The 19,008-nt window shown below is 61.8% G+C and carries 21 protein-coding genes; 12 read left to right on the top strand and 9 right to left on the bottom strand.

From position 1 onward, the window contains the following. Positions 1–8 precede the first annotated feature (8 nt). From FCL40_RS05690 to FCL40_RS05680, 3 genes are all read left to right on the top strand, one after another. Complete coding sequence (locus tag FCL40_RS05690) at positions 9–548, top strand: carboxymuconolactone decarboxylase family protein (protein WP_136852182.1); 540 nt, start codon at positions 9–11, stop codon at positions 546–548. A gap of 100 nt (positions 549–648) precedes the next feature. Then, on the top strand, positions 649–2,028 hold the full coding sequence (locus FCL40_RS05685) for a DEAD/DEAH box helicase (RefSeq protein ID WP_136852181.1): 1,380 nt from the start codon (positions 649–651) through the stop codon (positions 2,026–2,028). A 78-nt stretch (positions 2,029–2,106) separates the two neighbouring features. Continuing rightward, the gene (locus FCL40_RS05680) at positions 2,107–2,289 is read left to right on the top strand and encodes a hypothetical protein (RefSeq protein WP_136852180.1); all 183 of its coding nucleotides are present in this window, start codon (positions 2,107–2,109) and stop codon (positions 2,287–2,289) included. A gap of 7 nt (positions 2,290–2,296) precedes the next feature. On the opposite strand, the gene FCL40_RS05675 is transcribed toward FCL40_RS05680, so the two are convergent. The 5 genes from FCL40_RS05675 to FCL40_RS05655 are packed head-to-tail and all read right to left on the bottom strand — an operon-like array spanning position 2,297 to position 7,329. Beyond that, complete coding sequence (locus FCL40_RS05675) at positions 2,297–3,451, bottom strand: hypothetical protein (RefSeq protein WP_136852179.1); 1,155 nt, start codon at positions 3,449–3,451, stop codon at positions 2,297–2,299. Then, complete coding sequence (locus FCL40_RS05670; RefSeq protein ID WP_136852178.1) at positions 3,448–4,131, bottom strand: ABC transporter ATP-binding protein; 684 nt, start codon at positions 4,129–4,131, stop codon at positions 3,448–3,450. Before FCL40_RS05670 ends, FCL40_RS05675 begins: the two co-directional genes overlap by 4 nt. Before the next feature lie 2 nt (positions 4,132–4,133). Next, positions 4,134–5,366, bottom strand: a complete 1,233-nt coding sequence (locus FCL40_RS05665) for an ABC transporter permease (RefSeq protein WP_136852177.1) — start codon at positions 5,364–5,366, stop codon at positions 4,134–4,136. Further along, entirely contained in the window at positions 5,356–6,582 is a 1,227-nt protein-coding gene (locus FCL40_RS05660) for an ABC transporter permease (RefSeq protein ID WP_136852176.1), read from the bottom strand. Before FCL40_RS05660 ends, FCL40_RS05665 begins: the two co-directional genes overlap by 11 nt. A gap of 3 nt (positions 6,583–6,585) precedes the next feature. Further along, entirely contained in the window at positions 6,586–7,329 is a 744-nt protein-coding gene (locus tag FCL40_RS05655) for an outer membrane lipoprotein-sorting protein (RefSeq protein ID WP_136852175.1), read from the bottom strand. Positions 7,330–8,194: 865 nt separating this feature from the next. Here FCL40_RS05655 and FCL40_RS05650 point away from each other — a divergent pair. The 4 genes from FCL40_RS05650 (at position 8,195) to FCL40_RS05635 (ending at position 13,029) form a co-directional block, all read left to right on the top strand. Next, the gene (locus tag FCL40_RS05650; RefSeq protein WP_136852174.1) at positions 8,195–8,587 is read left to right on the top strand and encodes a hypothetical protein; all 393 of its coding nucleotides are present in this window, start codon (positions 8,195–8,197) and stop codon (positions 8,585–8,587) included. A gap of 238 nt (positions 8,588–8,825) precedes the next feature. Then, the gene (gene speG / locus FCL40_RS05645; protein WP_229360274.1) at positions 8,826–9,368 is read left to right on the top strand and encodes a spermidine N1-acetyltransferase; all 543 of its coding nucleotides are present in this window, start codon (positions 8,826–8,828) and stop codon (positions 9,366–9,368) included. Between the two features lie 156 nt (positions 9,369–9,524). Continuing rightward, a complete protein-coding gene (locus tag FCL40_RS05640) occupies positions 9,525–11,588 on the top strand; it encodes a M13 family metallopeptidase (RefSeq protein ID WP_136852173.1) in 2,064 nt (687 codons plus the stop codon). A gap of 250 nt (positions 11,589–11,838) precedes the next feature. Continuing rightward, entirely contained in the window at positions 11,839–13,029 is a 1,191-nt protein-coding gene (locus tag FCL40_RS05635) for a conjugal transfer protein TraF (RefSeq protein WP_169307015.1), read from the top strand. Positions 13,030–13,105: 76 nt separating this feature from the next. On the opposite strand, the gene FCL40_RS05630 is transcribed toward FCL40_RS05635, so the two are convergent. Further along, positions 13,106–14,017 carry a DMT family transporter gene (locus FCL40_RS05630; RefSeq protein WP_169307014.1) on the bottom strand — a complete coding sequence of 304 codons (912 nt, stop codon included), beginning with the start codon at positions 14,015–14,017 and terminating at the stop codon, positions 13,106–13,108. A gap of 137 nt (positions 14,018–14,154) precedes the next feature. On the opposite strand from FCL40_RS05630, the gene FCL40_RS05625 reads away from it, so the two are divergent. Together FCL40_RS05625 and pdxH are read left to right on the top strand one after the other, a co-directional pair. Next, positions 14,155–14,967: an AraC family transcriptional regulator gene (locus FCL40_RS05625; RefSeq protein ID WP_136852170.1), complete on the top strand. Its 813-nt coding sequence runs from the start codon at positions 14,155–14,157 to the stop codon at positions 14,965–14,967. 82 nt (positions 14,968–15,049) lie between these two features. Continuing rightward, entirely contained in the window at positions 15,050–15,688 is a 639-nt protein-coding gene (gene pdxH / locus FCL40_RS05620) for a pyridoxamine 5'-phosphate oxidase (protein WP_136852169.1), read from the top strand. Here pdxH and FCL40_RS05615 read toward each other — a convergent pair. Further along, a complete protein-coding gene (locus FCL40_RS05615) occupies positions 15,657–16,115 on the bottom strand; it encodes a GNAT family N-acetyltransferase (RefSeq protein WP_205729094.1) in 459 nt (152 codons plus the stop codon). The two genes, pdxH and FCL40_RS05615, sit on opposite strands and share 32 nt — an antisense overlap. A 152-nt stretch (positions 16,116–16,267) precedes the next feature. Here FCL40_RS05615 and can point away from each other — a divergent pair, with 152 nt between their 5' ends. The 3 genes from can (at position 16,268) to FCL40_RS05600 (ending at position 17,970) form a co-directional block, all read left to right on the top strand. Then, positions 16,268–16,915 (top strand): carbonate dehydratase, encoded by a 648-nt coding sequence (can, locus tag FCL40_RS05610; protein ID WP_136852168.1) that lies wholly within the window; start codon positions 16,268–16,270, stop codon positions 16,913–16,915. Positions 16,916–17,008: 93 nt separating this feature from the next. Beyond that, complete coding sequence (locus tag FCL40_RS05605) at positions 17,009–17,476, top strand: hypothetical protein (protein WP_136852167.1); 468 nt, start codon at positions 17,009–17,011, stop codon at positions 17,474–17,476. After that, the gene (locus FCL40_RS05600; RefSeq protein ID WP_136852166.1) at positions 17,476–17,970 is read left to right on the top strand and encodes a hypothetical protein; all 495 of its coding nucleotides are present in this window, start codon (positions 17,476–17,478) and stop codon (positions 17,968–17,970) included. Before FCL40_RS05605 ends, FCL40_RS05600 begins: the two co-directional genes overlap by 1 nt. Positions 17,971–18,025: 55 nt before the next feature. Here the strand turns inward: FCL40_RS05600 and FCL40_RS18560 are convergent, their stop codons facing one another. Further along, entirely contained in the window at positions 18,026–18,199 is a 174-nt protein-coding gene (locus tag FCL40_RS18560) for a hypothetical protein (RefSeq protein WP_169307013.1), read from the bottom strand. Between the two features lie 222 nt (positions 18,200–18,421). Then, positions 18,422–18,967, bottom strand: coding sequence for a YgjV family protein (locus FCL40_RS05595; protein ID WP_136852165.1), 546 nt, complete (start codon positions 18,965–18,967; stop codon positions 18,422–18,424). Positions 18,968–19,008: the final 41 nt, after the last annotated feature.

Below are 19,008 nucleotides of genomic sequence, written 5' to 3'. Positions count from 1 at the left end.
GAGTCGTGATGATCTCTTTCACCCTCTACTCCGATGCCGATGCCCCCGCCGACAGCAAACCCCTGTTGGCCGAGTCGAAACGGGAGTTCGGTATCATCCCCAACCTGCATGCGGTGATGGCGGAGTCCCCCCGGTTATTGCAGGCCTACAAGCTGGCCCATCAGCTGTTTTGCGGCTCCAGTTTCAGCGATCTGGAGCGTACCGTGGTGTGGCAGGCCATCAATGGCTTTCATGAGTGCCACTACTGCCTGCCGGTTCACTCGGCCATCGCTCAGGACATGGGGATAGAGGAGGGGGTGATCGAGGCACTCAAATCCGGAGCACCACTGGATGATCCGAGGCTGCAACTGCTCAGGGACACGACAGTGGCGCTGGTGCGGGAGCGGGGAAGACTCAGTGACGCCCAGATCCAGGTCTTCCTCAACGCCGGCTTCACCAAAGCCAATCTGCTGGATATGGTGCTGGCCGTCGGGCAGAAAGTGATGAGCAACTACACCAACCACCTGGCTCATACGCCTGTGGACGAGGTGTTTGAGGCCCATGGTTAAGGGTATCCCTGATTAAAAAAGGGTGGCGACCCAACCGCTTTCAGGTACACTGCGCACCCCGGCCACCACAGGGGTGAGCCGACTCACACAGAAGATGCCGATGCAGTTTACCGATCTGGGCCTCTCCCAGCCCCTCCTTGACGCCATTGCAGACCTTGGTTACGAGACTCCCTCTCCCATTCAGGCGCAGGCGATCCCCGCCGTCCTCGAAGGTCAGGATGTGATGGCGGCGGCCCAGACCGGCACCGGCAAGACCGCCGGTTTCACCCTGCCTATCCTGGAACGGCTGCGCTCCGGAGAGCGGGCCCGCGGCAACAAGTGTCGGGCCCTGGTGCTTACCCCCACCCGGGAGTTGGCGGCCCAGGTACAGGAGAGCGTGGACAACTACGGCAAGAACACCCCGCTGCGATCCGCGGTGGTGTTCGGTGGCGTCTCCATCAACCCCCAGATGAAGGCGCTGAGCCGTGGGGTGGATCTGCTGGTGGCCACGCCGGGGCGGCTGCTGGATCTCTACCAGCAGAATGCGGTGCGGTTTGACCAGCTGGAAGTGCTGGTGCTCGATGAGGCGGACCGGATGCTGGATATGGGTTTCATCCGCGACATCAAGAAGATCCTGGCCTTGCTGCCGGCCAAGCGTCAGAACCTGCTGTTCTCCGCCACCTTCTCCGAGGAGATCCGCGAGCTGGCCAAGGGGCTGGTGCACAATCCGGTGGAGATCTCGGTGACTCCGCGCAACGCCGCCGCCAAGACCGTTGAGCAGGTGGTCCACCCGGTCGACAAGAAGCGCAAGTCGCTGGCGCTGGCGGAGCTGATCGGCAAGAACAACTGGCAGCAGGTGCTGGTGTTCACCCGCACCAAGCATGGCGCCAACAGGCTGACCCGCTATCTGGAAGAGTTCAAGATCACCGCCGCCGCCATCCACGGCAACAAGAGCCAGGGAGCCCGCACCCGGGCGCTGGCGGATTTCAAATCCGGTGCCATCCGGGTGCTGGTGGCCACGGACATCGCCGCCCGAGGCCTGGACATTGACCAACTGCCCCAGGTGGTGAACTTCGATCTGCCCCAGGTGGCGGAGGACTACGTGCACCGCATCGGCCGTACCGGCCGGGCCGGCGCCAGTGGCCACGCCATCTCCCTGGTGTGTCAGGATGAACAGGAGCAACTGGAGGCCATTGAGCAGCTGATCCAGCGTCACCTGGAGCGGGAAGTCCTGGCCGGTCACGAACCGCAGAACCCGCTGGCGGACTCCAAGCCGATCCGGCCACCGAAGAAGAAGAAGCCCAAGAAGCCCAAGGCGCCCAGGGCCGATGGCCAGGGCGAAACCGTGGCCAAGGAGGGGGACCGACCGGCGGCCAAGAAGCCGCCTCGGCGACGCAGCCATGGCAAGGGGCCGGACAGCAACCGAGCCCGCGCCGAAGAGGCACCCTCGGCCAAGCCCAATCCCCGTCGCCGCCGCCGCAGGCCCCAGAGCAACGGCTGATCTCGGCCAGCGCCGCCCTCAGCGCGGCGCTCCTTGGGCTACCCTTAAGATTAGGCATGGGGAGTGCAGGGGGTGGCCATGGCGGATTTTGTCGAGTGCATGCGGCTCAGGGCCAAGGCGGCGGAGGATATCTATTTCGCCGAGTACAACCGCAAGCTGATTGAAGCGTTGCATGAGAAGCAGGCCAGGGAAGCCGCCGAGCCTGCGGAGCACCCCGACCATCAGCCGTTCCACGACGATGTGCTGAAGTCCGATCGCTGATCCCGGCTCAGAAACTCCAGCGGATCTGGGCGTACCACAGGGTGGCCGGGCTCTGGCCAAACAGGCTGGCTGTGCTGCCGTCGAAGCGCTGCACCACCCCCAGCAGGGTCCAGTCATCGGCCAGTGAGTGGTTGAAACTGGCTCCGGTGAACAGCGACCCGTCATCGTAATAGCTGGCGGACAGGGTCAGCCGGGTCAGGGCGGTCAGATCCCAGCCCAGCTCGCCGTAGCCGGTGAACTCGGTAAAGCTGAGGGTGCGGGCGGTGAGCGGCGCCCTGAGATAGTCTGCCGCCGAGGGGGGGGCCAGCGGCTCGCTGATGTAGAGCAGCGCCCCCCGCACCGACAGGTTGCGTGGCCCGGCAAAGCTGTAGTCACCCTCCAGGCTGACCACCCAGCTCGGCTGCCGCAGCTGTGACGCCTGGTCGCTGGGATCGAAATGGCTCAGCTCTCCCCGTATCCCAGCGCCCCCCAGGTCCGAGGCCAACCCCAGCCCCACCACCCGGTCCAGATCCGACTTGCCCGCCAGCAGTTGGGCGTCCCACCCCAGATGGTTGAACAGGTAGCGCACGGCATAGCTGTGGCGGTCGGGATCATCGCTTGGGCTGACCACCAGGTTCAGCTCGCTGGCCACCCCCAACTGGCGGGTCAGCATCAGTGCATCGCTGCCCGGGCGCTCCTCATAGTCGAAGTCATAGATGGAGTAGGCGTTGAACAGGTCGTTGGGGTTCCACACCGTGGTCATGCTCCAGTTGATGCGAAAGCGTCCGCCGCGCAGCTGCCAGAGGCTGTCCTGCCAGGTGAGGTAGAGCCGATCGAGGCTGCTGGTGCCCAGCATTGAGTCCCGCTCCAGCCAGTTGGCCGACAGATCCCAGTAGCCGCGGTCGCCACCGATCAGGTCGTCGTAACCGGGTTGGGACAGGGCATCGCTGTAGAGCAGGCGGTTGCGCATCCCCAGGTTGAACCGCCAACCTTGCCGCCCCCGGTACTCCAGGTCGATACGTTGATGCAGCAGCTGTTCGCTGCGGCTGGCGGCGCCATCGGGCTGACTGAGGCTGGTCATCCCCTTGAGGTAGCCCGACAGCTCCCACGGCGACTGAGGGGCCAGCCCGGGGATCTGGGCCAGGGCCTGGGCGCTGAACGGCAGTAGGAGGGCCAGCCTCATTGGCGGCGATCCTCGGTGATCCGCCCATCCTCCATCATCACCACCCGCCGGGCCCGGGTGATCACCCGGGGATCGTGGGTGGAGAAGATAAAGGTGGTCCCCTCCTGGCGGTTGAGCTGCTGCATGATGTCCAGCAGTTCGGAGGTGCTCTGGGCATCCAGGTTGGCGGTGGGCTCATCGGCCATCACAAACCTGGGATTGGGGGCCAGGGCGCGGGCCACGGCCACCCTCTGCTGCTGGCCGCCGGAGAGTTTCGATGGCCGCTTATGTCCGTGCTGCGCCAAGCCCACCCTGGCCAGCAGCGACTCGGCCCTAGCCCGGCATTCGCTGCTGTTGTGGCCCTGGAGCTGCATAACGAACTCGACGTTCTCCAGGGCGGTCAGTACCGGCAGCAGACTGTAGTCCTGAAAGATGAACCCCACCTGATCCCGGCGAAAGGCGATCAACTGGTCATGGGGCAGGGTATCTATTCGCCGCCCGTCGACGATCACTTCCCCGGCAGTGGGCGTGTCCAGTCCCCCGAGCAGGTTCAGCAGGGTGGTCTTGCCCGAGCCCGAGGGGCCCATGATCGCCACAAACTCCCCCTGATCTATGGTCAAATCCACGTTGTCCACGGCGTGAACCGGGAAGTCGGTGTCGGCGTTGTAGGTCTTGCGCAACTGCTTGGTAATGATGGACATGGCTAATGCTTCTCCGACATGGCGTCGACCGGCCGTTGCTTCAGGATCTGGCGGGCGGGGTAGAGGGACGCCAGGATGGCGGTGGCCACCACGGCGGTCAGGATCATCAGGTACTCCCGTGGCTCGACCCTGGGGTAGAGCAGGGTATCGACGCCGAAGGCGCCCAGGCCGTCGGACATCAGCTCCAGGTTGATGCCGGTGTGGGACAGCAGGGCGATCAGCGCCGAGCTCAGGCCCAGCCCGAGCAGGCAGCCGCCGACACCCATCAGGGTGGTTTCGGTGAGGATCAACATAAACACCCGGTAGCGGTGCATGCCGACCGCCATCAGCACGCCGAACTCACGGGTGCGTTCGAACACCGACATCAGCATGATGTTGAGGATCCCCAGGCCCATGGCTGCCACGTAGATCGCCAGGATGATGCCGTTGCTGGTTCTGCTCTGGGCCAACAGGGAGGCCAGCATCGGCTGGATCTGCCGCCAGCCCATCACCTGATTGGCCGGGGCGCTGACGCGCCTGAGGTCACCGATCACCCCCTGCAGCTCCCGGGTCTGGCGGAAATCCTCCTGGCGGAGCCTCACGGCGATCTCATGGGTGCCCTGCAGCCCGGCCAGCGCCTGCAGGTCCCGTTGGCGAACATAGAGGTTGTTGTCGTCAAACTGGCTCGATGGGGTGCGGAACAGCCCCCGCACCCGAAAGGCAGCCCCGGTGACCTCGCCGCCGGCGTCGGTGAAGGTCAACACCACCTTGGAGCCCAGCCGCAGTTTCAGCCTGTGGGCCGTCCTGGTGGAGAGCACCACCGGATTGCGACCCTGGTCGTCGAGCCAGGCCCCCTCGGTCAATCGGCCGGCAACGGGGGTGACCCCGGATTCCGCCTCTGGCAGCACGCCACGGATGATCACCCCGCGATTGCTGTGTGCCGAAGCCACCATCCCCTCGGCCAGGAAGCGGGGTGAGACCGCCGCCACCCTGGGATCGGATCGCAACGCGTCCATCAGGGCCCCCGGGGCCACCAGGGTCAGGGAGATGGTCGGGTCGTCGCGGTATCCGGCGCGCTGGACCTGGAGGTGACTGGTCTGCCAGGCGATGGCGTTGTCGATCATGTTGGCGTACATGCCGGAGAGGAAGCCCATCAGGGTGACCACACCGGTGAGGCCGAACACCATGGTGGCCAGCATGATGCCGGTGCGAAGCCGGTTACGCCACAGGTTGCGCCAGGCCAACCTAATCAGCATCGTCACCTCCCTTGAGGGCATTGACCAGGTTGAGCCTCCCTATGCGCCACAGGGGATAGGGCAGGCAGATCAGCAGCAGCAGCAGCACCACGGCGGCCTGCTGAACCATCAGGGTGGCGGACAGCTGCATCGGCATGGCCGGTTCCCAGCCCAGTTCCAGCATCATCTGGGCGGCTTCGCCACTGAGCCGGATTGGATGGTGGCTGAACCAGAGGATCAGCGGCAGGGCCAGGGCCAGACCCAGGATCAGCCCTAAGATGGCGAGCAGCAGCGATTCGGTCATCACCAGCAGCATCAGCCTGCCGCGAGTCATGCCGGTGGCCATCATCACTGCAAACTCCCGGCGACGCTCCAACGTCATCATCATCAATGTGGCAAACAGGCCGAACCCCACCACCCCGTAGAGCAGCAGGATCATAAACTGGCCGCCGGCCCGATCCATCTGAATCTGTTGCGCCATCTCTGGAGATAGGCTGTGCCAGTCGAGCACTGCCTGCTCCGGGTAGAGACGGGCAACCCGGTCGGTGAGCGGGGCGAGCGCCTGCAGTGACCTGGGGTGGATCAGCCAGCTGCTGACGTGCCGGCCGGTACTGAACAGCTGTTGGGCCTGATCCAAAGGCAGGTAGACCAGGGCCGAGTCAAATCCGGGCATCGGGAAGCGCACCAGGCCGACGATCCGAAACAGACCGGCGGCGGTCTGGCCATGGTAGCCCTGGCCGTAGAGGGCCACCTCATCGCCGATGGCCAGACCCAGGTGGCGAGCCAGGGTCTCTCCCAGCAGAGCCTGGGCCCTCCCGGGTTGCAGGTAGTGGCCGCTGACCACCTTTTGCGCCAGGCCGGAGTAGTCATCCTCCTGGGCCGGTGGCACCCCCAGGACCCGCACCCCCTTCGACGTCTGCTCTGAGGCCGCCAGGGCAAAACTTGCCAGCCGAGGCAGGACCAGGCTGACCTCGGCAAGGGATTGAGCCGGGGTGATGAAGGCCTGGGTGGCGGGCACCAGATGATCGATGCTTTGGCTGTCATGAAATTCCGGGTGCTGGATCTGCAGCAAGCCGGTGGAGAGTCGGGCGGCGTTGTCGATGTTGCTGTCGTAGGTGCCCTCCTGCAGACTGCGTGTGAGCAGGGAGAGCAGCATTGCCAGCGCCAGGGCCGCGGCGGTGAGCAGGGTCCGCCGTTTTTGTCTCCACAGGTTACGCCAGGCGAGGGTGAGTAGCATGGGTCAGTCCCTGAGCCGCTTCATCTGCGACTGGGAGAAGAAACTGTCGTCGACATCGAAATCAAACTGGGCCTGGTGGGTGATGACCCGGGTCAGGTGCCCGGGTTTGTCGGCGGGGAGCATCTCCATCCTGGTGGCGATGAGCCGCCCGCCGATCCTCTTCACATCGTAGGTAACCAGATCGTTGACCCGTTCATCAAACTCGTCGTAAAACTCGGCCCGTCTCTGCAGCAGGCTCTCCCTGCCGATCCAGAGCTTGATCCTGGACCATACTACCGGGGCGCTCTCCCTGGCGGCCGCATCGATAACCCAGCACTCCTCCCCGTCGATCGCCTCGGTGCCCAGCAGCCGGTGGCGGTAGTCCACCACGATAGAGGACTGGTTGATCAGATCGTCATTGGTGAAGTCGGAGCCCATCCAGGATTGTCCCAACATGGAGGGGGCGATCTTGATGATGCGCTCAATTCCGGGGACCCAGTTCCACATCTCCCGTCCTCTTCGCAGTGATGCGCTGCCCCGGTCCCTGGCCGGGGCGGTCACCAGCACCAGGGAGAGATCCTGACCCTTGGTCCAGCTTTTCATGGTCATGGTCCGGGTCCAGCCGGGACGGATGATGGACATGGTCATCTCCGCATAGCTGGACTCCCCCCGCATCTGCTGGTCGGACAGGCGGACAATCTCTCGGGCATCCAGCGCTTGGGCGGGGAGGGCGAGGCAGCTTGCGGCAAGGAGCAGGAAACGGAGCATAAAGCCTCCTTGGCTAAAGGGCGGGCCGTCCGGTGCAGATACAGTTAATATACTGATAATTGGCTGCTTCGATCCAGCGGGTTGGGTGGAAAATCACCAAAGTAAGCGCACCTAAAAAAGAAGTTAACTCCATTGTGTTTAACTGAACCTGTGGTTAAACTGGCCGCCCTAAATCCCACATGATTAAATATTTCAGTCGCTAGTGAATGGGATCAGATATTAAAACCGATGGTATTCAGCCGTGCGGTTTATATATTCGTCCATCCAAATATTGTACCTGAGGGAGCCTTTCTGGCTGTCTGTTCCAGTTGCAGAAAAAATGAAAATCAGGCTTTGGTAAATTAGTTATATATAAATTAGTTTGTTCAACATTGAATTGGATGAGCCTATTTGTCATTTCTGTGTTTGTTCTTAGCCCTGCTTCTGGGAAGTACGGCTTGGGCTTCATATACGCCATGGCTGATGTGCCCTGCCCGCCGGCACCTTGCGGTTGTCTGGCTAAGATATTGTATTTAATGGGTTAAAATTTGGGCGGGTGTTTTTTGGCGTGGTTTCTCAGAGTGGAAGAATAAATAATCTTCTATTTTCGCCGGTGGTTGAGTGCCGGTGCGGAGTTGAGTGTCCCCGAAAAAGGGTGCTGATTTAATAACAATGAAGAGTGGGCGATTCTCGGCGCTCATTAACCGTGATTCCAGTTGATAGGACGATACAGATGATACCTATGGGTTATATGGCCAAGCGGGTTGTCGATAGGCCCCAATGGTTAAACAATGATAATGTAAAGCGGCTTTATTCCGTCAGTGGTTGTAACTCCCACAACCTTGTCTGTTACGAAAAGAGTGAGTCGCTTTTTAATGGCTACTGGATGCTCAACAGCCGAGCGGAAGCGGAGCGTGCCCTGGAGCGGGCCCCAGTGGAGGCGGAGCCGGTGTTGGCGTTCTATTACGAGCTCTATGGCGAACAGTGGAACGACAGCCTGAACCGGTGGGAGGGGATCAGTGCCGATCAGGAGCGGCCGATTGCCGTCGAGATCCCCAGGGCGCCCAAGCTGGAAGGGTTCGACATCGTCAGCTGCTCCCTGGGCAATCAGCCGGAGTGTTCGCTGCTCTCCTGCAGCCACCTGGCGGAGCGGGTTGGGGTCAACGAGTGCTGCCTGCTGGCGACACTGGAGCAGGCCAAGACGCTGCTCTCCTGCGGACAGTTCCACGGGTGTGAACCCGGTCCCTACCGCATTGTGGCGGTGTACTCTCTCGGCTAAAGCCCGGATCGGCGGCGTTGCCGACACCGAAGCGGCTCAGTGACGGTGTGCGACTGGAGGAGCACTTCTATGTTACCGACAACGGGTCCCGCTGGTTTCCCCGGCCCACAGCCTCGATGATCCCATCGGCTAGCGGGCCTGACAAGGGGGGCGAGCCGGGGCAGGCTCAAATGAAAATGATCGCCCGCCATCGTCGCCTGGGTTAATGTGGTAGCAGTTAAGTGACCGGACAGAGTCTATGAGCCAAATGAAACTGGCGCTGCGGGCCCTTGAGCGCAGCGATCTTAAGTTTGTTCATCACCTGAACAACAACCGCAACATCATGGCCTACTGGTTCGAGGAGCCCTACGAGTCTTTCGACGAGCTGGAGCAGCTCTACAACAAGCATGTGCACGACAACGCCGAGCGCCGCTTCGTGGTCGAGGATATCGACGGTGAGTTGATTGGCCTGGTCGAACTTATCGAGATCAACTACATCCACCGAAGCGCCGAGTTTCAGATCATCATCGCCCCCGAGCACCAGGGGCGGGGGCTGGCCCGGCAGATGATCCATAAGGCGCTGGATTACTCCTTCACCATACTCAATCTGCACAAGGTGTATCTGCTGGTGGCCGTGGAGAACCCGCGCGCCCTGCACCTGTATCAGGATTGCGGCTTCCTTGAGGAGGGTCACCTGGTGCAGGAGTACTTCATTAACGGTCGTTACTGCGATGTTAAGAGGATGTACATTCTTCAGGATCAATATCTCAAGCTCCACGACAGGCGATCTGGCGCGGGCTGATCGCCTCCATAGGCCGTGGCAGTGGCCTGCCCGGTCAACGAATCATCATCACTGTGGAATCAGGTTGTAACAAAGTCGGTTTTGACCTGTGATCCTTTGGGGGCTAGTATCGTGGAGTTTTATTCTATTAGCTCCATATATCATAAGGATATGCTGATGAAACGCGTGATTATTGGCGGCCTGTGCGCCTCCGCATTGCTGGTAGCGGGCTGTGCCCAGAATGAAGCTTCCCAGCCCACTCCCGTAGCCCAAGCCGTTCAGAAGCAACTGACTTCCGGAATCGAGTTCCAAAACTTCGACAATAGCGTCCGTCCCCAGGATGACTTTTACTCCTACGTCAATGGTACCTGGATGAAGACCACAGAGGTGCCCGCCGATCGCACCAGCTCCGGTGCTTTCTACGACCTGCGTGAGAAAGCCCGTGATGACGTCAAGGTGATCATCGAGGAGCTGGCGGCCAAGCCCGGTCTCAAGGCCGGCAGCGACGAGCAGAAGGTGGGCGACCTCTATCGCTCCTTCATGGATACCGACACCATCGAGAGCCTGGGCCTGAGCCCTCTTGAGCCGGAGATGGACAAGATCGCCAAGATCAGCAGCCGCAACGACGTGGTCGCCTATTTCGCGCACAGCCAGATGATCGGCGCCGGCACCCCCATGGCGTTCTACATCAACGTCGATGCCAAGAACTCCGAGCGTTACGCCACCCACATCTGGCAGGCAGGCCTGTCTCTGCCCGATCGCGATTACTACTTCAACGATGGCGAGCGCTTCGTCAAGATCCGTGAGGGCTTCCTGGGCCACATGGAGAAGATGTTTGCCATGGCCGGCGTGGCCAACCCCGCCGAGGCGGCCAAGACCGTGATGGCCATCGAGACCGCCCTGGCCGAAGGTCACTGGACCCGGGTCGAGAGCCGCGACAGCGAGAAGCGCTACAACAAGTACCAGGTTGAAGATCTACCCAAGCTGGCCGCCAACATCGACTGGCAGGGCTACCTGAAGGTGATCGGCGGCGACAAGCAATCCGACATCATCATCAACCAGCCCAGCTACATCGAGACCCTGGATCAGGTTCTGGCCGACAACTCCGTCGAAGCGTGGAAGACCTACCTGAACTGGCACCTGCTGACCTCCTACGCCAGCCTGCTGCCCAAGCAGTTCGACGATGAGAACTTCGACTTCTTCTCCCGTCAGCTCAACGGCCAGGAGGTGCAGAAGGAGCGCTGGAAGCGCGCCGTCTCTCTGGTCAGCGGCAGCCTGGGCGAGGTCGTGGGCAAGGTGTATGTCGAGAAGCACTTCCCGCCAGAAGCCAAGGCCCGTATGAAGGAGCTGGTGGAGAACCTGCGCAAGGCCTACGGCGCCAGCATCGATGAGCTGGAGTGGATGAGCCCGGAGACCAAGGTGAAGGCCAAGGAGAAGCTGGCCGCCTTTACCCCCAAGATCGGTTACCCGGACCAGTGGGAGGATTACTCCGCCCTGGAGATCAAGTCCGACGACCTGATCGGCAACTCCATTCGCTCCTCCCTGGTGGCGCACAACAAGGACCTGGAGAAGCTGGGCGGCCCCATTCGCCGCTACGAGTGGCACATGACGCCGCAGACGGTCAACGCCTACTACAGCCCGGTGATGAACGAGATCGTGTTCCCGGCGGCGATCCTGCAGCCTCCCTTCTTTAACATGGAGGCGGATGACGCGGTGAACTACGGTGGCATCGGCGCGGTGATTGGTCACGAGATGGGCCACGGCTTCGATGACCAGGGTGCCCGTTACGACAAGGACGGCAACCTGAAGAACTGGTGGACCGAGTCCGACCTGGAGGCGTTCCAGAAGCGCGGCGGCGCCCTGGTGGCTCAGTACGACGGCTACCAGGTGTTCGATGACCTCAACGTCAACGGCAAGCTGACCCTGGGTGAGAATATCGGCGACCTGTCCGGAGCCACCATCGCCTATAAGGCCTACAAGATGTCCCTGGAAGGCAAGGAGGCCCCGGTGATGGATGGCCTGACCGGCGACCAGCGCTTCTTCATCGGCTGGGGCCAGATCTGGCGTGGCAAGTACAAGGAACAGGCGCTGCGTAACCGTGTTGCCACCGATCCTCACTCCCCGTCCCAGTTCCGGGCCAACGGTCCCCTGTCCAACATGGATGAGTTTTACAAGTACTTTGATGTGAAGGAGGGCGATGCCATGTATCTGCCTCCTGAGAAGCGCGTCAAGATCTGGTAAATTGAAATCTGATAAAATTCAGCACCCTGCCTCGGCAGGGTGTTTTTTTATTAACACTCCACCGGCAGGGGCCGATACAGCTAGAGCAGCCCGACTCCGCTTCAGTGGCGTGCCGTCCGGACGCCGTCACTCAAGGGAAAGCCGTGGTCTGTCGCTGTAACCTCTGGGATCGCACGTCGCGATAACCGGCCGGTCCCGTTAACGCTGCCCCGGGCAGCAACAAAAGATACCACGCAGATAGGTAGAGATGATGAAGTTATCCGTAGTGAGCCTGGCCCTGGCGGCCGTTGCCGTTCCCGCCACCGCCGCAGTGGGCATGGATGCCAAGAGTGCTGGCGCCGGTTACACCGGTATCGCCAGCGGCGATTTCACCCGCGCCCCCCTGAATCCCGCCCTGTTGACCCGCTTCGAAGAGGGGGATGACCTCTACATCCGCCTGGGCGTCAACGCCCTGGCCAAGGAGTATGAGGATGCCCTGGACCAGGTGGACGACACCCAGGACGCCATCGAGCGCTTTGAAGACAAGATCAATGCCATGGATCCGACCGATCCGCCGACTCAGGCCGATGCCGATGCCCTGCTGGCGGAACTGGAAGCCCTGGACGACACCCGACTGGTGGGGGAAGCCAACCTGGACCTGGGGATCTTCGTGCCTTCCGACACACTGGCCTGGGGCCTGACCATCGGCGGCTATGTGGTGGCAAACGGTGATTTCGATTACGCCGACAATGACCGGGTGCTGGTGGAGCAGGCGCTGGTGACCGGCGTGTTTGACCCCGACCAGCTGCAATCCGAGGGGGTGGCCCACGCCGTGGTGGTGTCCGAGGTGGCCCTGAACCTGGCCAGGGAACTCTCCCTGCCGGGGATCGGTGAGTTCAGTGTCGGTGTCTCACCCAAGTACCAGCGGTTGGATACCTACCTGTATCGCGCCAACATCAACAACTACGACAATGAAGACTACTTCGACGACGATTATCTCAGCGACGATGCCGGTTTCAACTTGGATCTGGGCTTGCACAAGGCCTATGGTAACTGGCGTTTTGGCCTGGTGGGGTACAACCTGATCGAACACTCCATCGACAATATGGAAGGCCATACCCTGACTCTGAAGCCCACCTACGCCGCCGCAGTGGCCTGGCAGCAGGGGATCTTCGGCGCCACCGTCGAGGCCGATCTGGTGGAGGATGAGTCCTTCGTGGTGGAGAGCAGTGCGCCGCAGCTGCTGAAGGCGCGCCAGCTGGTGCGAACCGGCCTGGAGCTGACCTGGACCCATGCCCAGCTTCGTGCCGGTTACGTTACCGACCTGTCGGACAACTACGAAGATCTGCTGACCTTTGGCCTGGGGATCAGCCCCTGGGACTGCTTCAGCCTGGATCTGGCGGCCCAGTTTGGCGATGACGAGGAGCGCGGCGCCGCGCTGCAGCTGGGCTGGAAGTTCTGATCCTCTCTGATTCAGAACGCTGAAACAGTAAGGCCAGCCCCGGGGCTGGCCTTTTTCGTGCTCGTGTCTGGTTGTCTTAGCCTTCGGTGACCGGCAGTCGGCGCCGCCGCAGGCGGACCGGAGACTTGAGCCGCTGGGTCAGGAACACCCCCAGCAGGGTAAGGCCGCCGCCCAGGCAGTGGGAGGGGGCCAGGCTCTCCTCCAACAGCCAGATCGCCAGGCCGGTGCCGATCAGCGGGTTCAGATTCATAAAGGCGGTACAACGGTTGGCGCCCAGGGCCTGAATGCCCCGCAACCAGCTGTAGGTGGCAAACAGCGAGGCCACCAGAGCGGCGAACAGCACCATGGGCCAGGCTTCGGCAGAGACGCTGCGGTCCGCCTGGGTCAGGTAGACCGGCAGCAGCCACAGGGCGCCCATGGTCATCTGCAGGAACAGTGATGGCCAGGTGGAGAAGGGCAGTTTCCACCTGCGCAGCAGCACCCCATAGAGGCCGTAACAGATCGCCCCCAGCAGCAGCAGGATATCACCCTGATTCAGGGGCTGATGCAGCAGCGCCAGGGGCTGACCTTGGGTCAGCAGCACCGACAGCCCCAGGAAGGAGATCAGCGAGCCGGCGATCATCCCCTGGGTGGGGCGCTCCCGGTTCAGCATCACCCCCCAGGCCATGGTCATCATCGGCACCACGGAGCCGATCAGGGCGATGTTGGTGGCCGAGGTGGTCTGGGCTGATACGTAGGTCAGGGTCTGCAGCACCACCATTCCCAGGGCCCCGAGGACACTCAACTTAAAAAACTGTTTGCGAATGGCCTGACGCTGGCGCCACAGGGTCTTGGCGACAAATGGCAGCAGCACCAGGGCGGCCAGCAGCCAGCGATAGAACGCTATGGTTCCCGGGCTGACCACGTCCACGGACATCTTGCTGACGATACCATTTCCCGCCCAGGCGATGACGGTGGCCAGGGGGAACAGGTAGGCGGATTTGCTCACGGGCAACGACTCCACACGACTAAGGGGATTTAACTACGGGGGCGCATTTTAAAGGTGACAGCAAAAATAGATATAACGAATTTCTGACAAAGTGTTATGCTGTCAGGACAGATTGTTGTGATGGGGGTAGAGTGGTTATGGATCAGGAGCTTGTCACCGAGGTTCTGGAGCGATATCCGCTGCCCTTCGAGACTTCCGCCAGCGACATCTACCTCCACCGTGAGGATATCGCCGCCGACACCACCTTCCTGCCCCACAGCCACAGCTGGGGCCAGTTGAACGTGGTGGAGCAGGGGGTGATCGAGATCAACGTCGACGGCCGCCCCTTCCTGTCGCCCCCCCAGTACGCCATCTGGATTCCGCCCCTGGTGGAGCACACCAGCTACAGTCGCCAGAAGGTCAGTTACCGGGCCCTCTACCTGAGGCCGGAGCTTTCGGAACGGCTGCCCGGGGCAGCCTGCATGATCCGTCTCTCCGGGGTGTTCCGGGCGATCATGGAGGATTTTGCCGATCGTCAGCAGCAGTACGCCAGCACCCCGGAGGATCACCGCCTGGCCATGGTGCTGGTGGATCAACTGCTGAGGGAGGAGCCGATGGCCGCCTATCTGCCCCACAGCGACGAGCCGTTGCTCAGGCCAATCATCACCGCCCTGCAGCAGGACCCGGCCGATAAACGCACTCTGGCGCAGTGGGCGGCCCAGGTGTACAGCACTGAGCGCACCCTGACCCGCCACTTCCATCGCCATCTGGGGATGAGCTTCAGCGACTGGCGGCAAAGGCTGCGTTTCCTGGAGGCCCTGGGGATGCTGCGTCGCGGCATGAGGGTCAACCAGGTGGCCCTGGAGCTGGGCTACTCCAGCCCCTCGGCGTTCATCACCATGTTCACCCGGCTCTCCGGCAGCACCCCGGAGCAGTACCGCCGCCAGAGACACCGTCAGGGTGGTGCTTAGCAAATGCCGCACCGGGCAGTAGAATAGGGGAAGGTCGGCGATGATGCCGATGAGAATGAGTTATAGATCAAGGAAGTAGAAAGTGGCCGATTACACTAATGTTCGCCGTGAATACCTCAAGGGCGGCCTGCGCCGCAAGGATCTGCCCGAGGATCCGCTGGCGCTGTTTGAAACCTGGATGCACCAGGCCAGTGAGGCGGGCTTTTCCGACCCTACGGCCATGAGCCTGGCTACGGTGGACGGCAGCGGGCAGCCGTTTCAGCGCATCGTCCTGCTGAAGAAGTTCGATCAGGATGGGCTGGTGTTCTTCACCAACCTCGGCAGCCGCAAGTCGGCCCACATTGCCCACAATCCCAAGGTCAGCCTGCTGATGCCCTGGCACGAGCTGGAGCGTCAGGTGCACTTCACCGGCACAGCCGAGCCGCTGAGCAAGCGCGAGGTGCTGGCCTACTTTGTCACCCGGCCCAAGGACAGCCAGATCGGTGCCTGGGTCTCCCAGCAGAGCAGCCGTATCTCCGCCCGCCAGGTGCTGGAATCCAAATTTCTGGAGTTGAAACAGAAATTTGCCAAGGGTGAGGTGCCGCTGCCCGATTTCTGGGGTGGCTACCGGGTGAAACCGGAGACGGTGGAGTTCTGGCAGGGGGGCGACCGGCGCCTGCACGACCGCTTCCTCTATACCAGGGAGGGGGCTAACTGGCAGGTGGAGCGGCTGGCGCCCTAGGGCGCCTCAGGCGCAGCTTGGCCTCGCCGTTGCCGCGGGCGCCGGTTTCGCGCCACCCCAGCTTCAGGTAGAAGCCGTGGGCCCGGGTGTGACGGGCGGTGCTGAGGCGGATCTCCTTGACCCCCTGCGCGAACAGCCAGTTACAGGCGGTCTCCAGCAGGCGCCGTCCCAATCCCTGGCCCTCCCACTCCGGGAGAAGGAACAGCGCCCAGATGCTGGCGTCGATGGCGTCGGCGAAGGTGAAGCCGACGATGCGATCCCCGGCTTCGCACACCCAGCCTCGGCCCCGCGCCTCGAGGTAGCTGGCGACATCGGCCTCCTTGATGCTGCCGGCGACCGACAGGCGGTTTTCGCGCACGGCGTTGCGCACCAGTTGGATGGCGGGAATGTCCTCCCACCGGGCGACACGCAGCTGAATTGGGCTCACAAAAGGGTCCAAAAGTTGCTCAAATCTGGTTTAATGATAATTAAACCGCTGAAAATCGCCAGAAATCCCGAATATTCCCATCGGGTGTTTCGACCAGTTGCACCTATGGTTTTCGCTATAATGCGGCGCACTTTAATCAACGGGGTAGAGAGATGGCAGATCTAGATCATCTGTTTGAGCGCAACAGACAGTGGGCCGAACGGGTCGAGAAGGAGAATCCAGAGTTTTTCAGTCAACTGGTGGGGCAGCAGTCCCCCGATTACCTGTGGATCGGTTGCTCCGACAGCCGGGTGCCCGCCAACCAGATTATCGATCTGGCGCCCGGAGAGATCTTCGTTCACCGCAACATCGCCAACGTGGTGGTCCACAGTGACATGAACTGCCTGTCGGTGATCGAGTATGCCGTCGATGTGCTTAAGGTGAAGCACATCATCGTCTGTGGTCACTACGGCTGTGGTGGCGTCAACGCCTCCATGCAGGGCGACTACCTGGGGCTGGCCAGCAACTGGCTGCGCCATGTCCGCGACACCTACGAGGACCACAAGCTGCTTCTGGATGCCATGGACGCCGAGGATCGCTGCAACCGCCTGTGTGAACTCAACGCCATCGAGCAGGCGGCCAACGTCTGCCAGACCACCATCTGCAAAGCCGCCTGGGATCGGGGCCAGGAACTCAGCGTTCATGCCTGGATTTACGACCTGAAAGGGGGGCTGATCACCGACCTGGGACTGACCGTCAATGGCCGCAGCCAGGTGTGGGAGGCTCGCAAGGCCGCCATAGAAGGGATCTACGGCAACTAACCCCGGGGTGATTTCTTGCTATAGTCTCCTAAGGATGTAAGGTAAACGGCGAATAAAGATACTCTTTTTTCGCCGGTTTCCATGGAGAGCAAGATGATTGTCCGTCCCCGCCAGACCAGGCAGTACAGCGGCGAGATCCGCAGCAACCGCAGTGCGTCAGAGGTGTTTCCACTGATGTGCCCGGTGCGCGAGCGCGAATGGGTTCCCGGCTGGGATCCGCTGATGGTGTGGAGCAACGTCGGCCGAATCGAAACCGATTGTGTCTTCACCACCCAGGAGCCCGGGGGGCTTGCCACCTGGTACGTCCTGGCCAGTGACCCGGATCAGGGCCAGCTGGAGCTCCTCAAGACCCTCCCCGAACAGCTGGTGACCCGCATCCGCATCGGGGTCAGCCCGGCGCCCGGTGGCTGCGTCATCCAATTGAACTACCTCTATACCGCCATCGGCCCAAGGGGGCAAAGCCAGCTGGACCGCCTCGACCAGGGGTTTTGGCAGGAGTTTCTCCAGCGCTGGGAGCGGGCATTAAACCGATACTTCGACAGCCAACAAAGGACGGCATGATGGTCAGATGGATCCCCCTGCTACTGCTGTTTGTGCTCCGCCCCGCCTGGGGCTGGGAGCTGGATGCCAAACTGGAGCCGTTGCGCCCCTTCCTGGGCAAGGTGTGGCGCGGAGAGTTCTCCGATTCCACCCCGGACAACCCGGTGATCGATGTCTCCCAGTGGCAACCGGCGCTGCAGGGCAAGGCGGTGCGCATCACCCACTCGCTGAACCAGGGCCAGTACGAGGGGGAGACCCTGATGGTCTGGGATGAGCAGGCCGACAGTCTGGTGTTCTACTACTTCACCACCGCAGGTTTCTACACCAAGGGGACCGCCTATGCCAAGGATGGGGTGTTCTATTTCCATGAACGGGTGGCCGGCGCGGCGGAGGGGGTCAAGGAGGTGCGCTCGGAGATCCGCTTCGTGGATGGCGAGATGCACCAGCAGGCGTTCTATCTCAAGCAGGGAGAGTGGGTGAAGGGCCACAGCGCCGTTTACCAGGCGGTGCACTAGGGTCTCTGTCACAGACGACAACGCCTCGCTCAGCGAGGCGTTGTCGGTTCCCGGGTCAGGAGACTCTCTTCTGCTCCTCTTCGGGCGTAATGAACTGCGCCAGCTCATCGGCAAACACCTGATGCAGCTCCTCTTCGACATCGCGCAGTCGCTCCCTCAGGTCCGAGATGGACTGGGCGTCTTTAAAGCGCTTGTGTAACAGGGCATTGAGTTGAGTTCTGGACTGCATCAGTCACCTCCTTAACCTACTGAACTCAAGTATGGGCGCACCGGCGAAAATTGCCAGTCGAGCTGTGTTCAGTTTTCGTGGCTGCAGAACCTGCTACCTGATTTGTACCAAAATTGACTGATGATCGCCATCGAGTTCACAAACACTATTTCCGAACGCAACGTTCGGACAATCAGGTTGGCAGCCGGGCAGAAAAGCGGCTGATGCCTCAGCCGTCGGTCATCAGGCGGCCTCCCGCTTCGGCGCAGCGGCGCGGGGACGGGGCCTGCGATCTGAAAATGGCACGCCGTAGTGGCGCCAGTATCCTACCAGGTTGGACAGGATGAACAGTGACTCCATCGCCACAGCCATCGGCGAGCCCACCAGCAGGTTGTGGGCCAGCCAGAAGCTGATCCCCAGCAGCATGGTCAGCCTGAGCTGCCGATCACAGGGGCGGAAGGCGGCGATGGTCTGAATGGTGCTGCCGAGCCCGCTGAGCAGGCTCGGCAGGCCACCCCAGGTGGCGGCCATCACCCCCAGTCCCAGCACCACAAACAGCCACTGCCACCGAGGCGAGGTGGTGCGAATGCTCAGGGCAAAGCGGCTGCTGGCCAGCAACATCAGTCCGGCGGCGGTCCAGTGATGCAGCAGCAGGAAGTGGAGGGCGGTGAGCAGGGTGGAGACACAGAGGCACAGCAGAATGTGCCGCCGCTGGCGGAACTGGAACGAGGCGATATCCAGCAGGATGGCGACGCCAACCAGCAATTGGGACAGTAAAAACGGCGACATCAGGACTCCGGGTCATCGTGGGATGGCGCCAGTTTCCGTCG

The sequence above is a fragment of the Ferrimonas sediminicola genome (assembly GCF_005116715.1).
Classification (GTDB): Bacteria; Pseudomonadota; Gammaproteobacteria; order Enterobacterales; family Shewanellaceae; genus Ferrimonas; species Ferrimonas sediminicola.
This window is presented reverse-complemented; position numbering and strand designations above follow the sequence as displayed.

Bases quoted from the DNA above. Each gene is read 5' to 3' on its own strand.
- FCL40_RS05665 (WP_136852177.1), bottom strand. From the start codon at position 5,366: ATGCTGATTAGGTTGGCCTGGCGCAACCTGTGGCGTAACCGGCTTCGC.
- FCL40_RS05650 (WP_136852174.1), top strand. From the start codon at position 8,195: ATGCTCAACAGCCGAGCGGAAGCGGAGCGTGCCCTGGAGCGGGCCCCA.
- FCL40_RS05655 (WP_136852175.1), bottom strand. From the start codon at position 7,329: ATGCTCCGTTTCCTGCTCCTTGCCGCAAGCTGCCTCGCCCTCCCCGCC.
- can (WP_136852168.1), top strand. From the start codon at position 16,268: ATGGCAGATCTAGATCATCTGTTTGAGCGCAACAGACAGTGGGCCGAA.
- FCL40_RS05635 (WP_169307015.1), top strand. From the start codon at position 11,839: ATGAAGTTATCCGTAGTGAGCCTGGCCCTGGCGGCCGTTGCCGTTCCC.
- FCL40_RS05600 (WP_136852166.1), top strand. From the start codon at position 17,476: ATGGTCAGATGGATCCCCCTGCTACTGCTGTTTGTGCTCCGCCCCGCC.
- FCL40_RS05685 (WP_136852181.1), top strand. From the start codon at position 649: ATGCAGTTTACCGATCTGGGCCTCTCCCAGCCCCTCCTTGACGCCATT.
- FCL40_RS05690 (WP_136852182.1), top strand. From the start codon at position 9: ATGATCTCTTTCACCCTCTACTCCGATGCCGATGCCCCCGCCGACAGC.
- FCL40_RS05670 (WP_136852178.1), bottom strand. From the start codon at position 4,131: ATGTCCATCATTACCAAGCAGTTGCGCAAGACCTACAACGCCGACACC.
- FCL40_RS05680 (WP_136852180.1), top strand. From the start codon at position 2,107: ATGGCGGATTTTGTCGAGTGCATGCGGCTCAGGGCCAAGGCGGCGGAG.
- FCL40_RS05675 (WP_136852179.1), bottom strand. From the start codon at position 3,451: ATGAGGCTGGCCCTCCTACTGCCGTTCAGCGCCCAGGCCCTGGCCCAG.
- FCL40_RS05605 (WP_136852167.1), top strand. From the start codon at position 17,009: ATGATTGTCCGTCCCCGCCAGACCAGGCAGTACAGCGGCGAGATCCGC.
- speG (WP_229360274.1), top strand. From the start codon at position 8,826: ATGAGCCAAATGAAACTGGCGCTGCGGGCCCTTGAGCGCAGCGATCTT.
- FCL40_RS05595 (WP_136852165.1), bottom strand. From the start codon at position 18,967: ATGTCGCCGTTTTTACTGTCCCAATTGCTGGTTGGCGTCGCCATCCTG.
- FCL40_RS18560 (WP_169307013.1), bottom strand. From the start codon at position 18,199: ATGCAGTCCAGAACTCAACTCAATGCCCTGTTACACAAGCGCTTTAAA.
- FCL40_RS05625 (WP_136852170.1), top strand. From the start codon at position 14,155: ATGGATCAGGAGCTTGTCACCGAGGTTCTGGAGCGATATCCGCTGCCC.
- FCL40_RS05660 (WP_136852176.1), bottom strand. From the start codon at position 6,582: ATGCTACTCACCCTCGCCTGGCGTAACCTGTGGAGACAAAAACGGCGG.
- FCL40_RS05640 (WP_136852173.1), top strand. From the start codon at position 9,525: ATGAAACGCGTGATTATTGGCGGCCTGTGCGCCTCCGCATTGCTGGTA.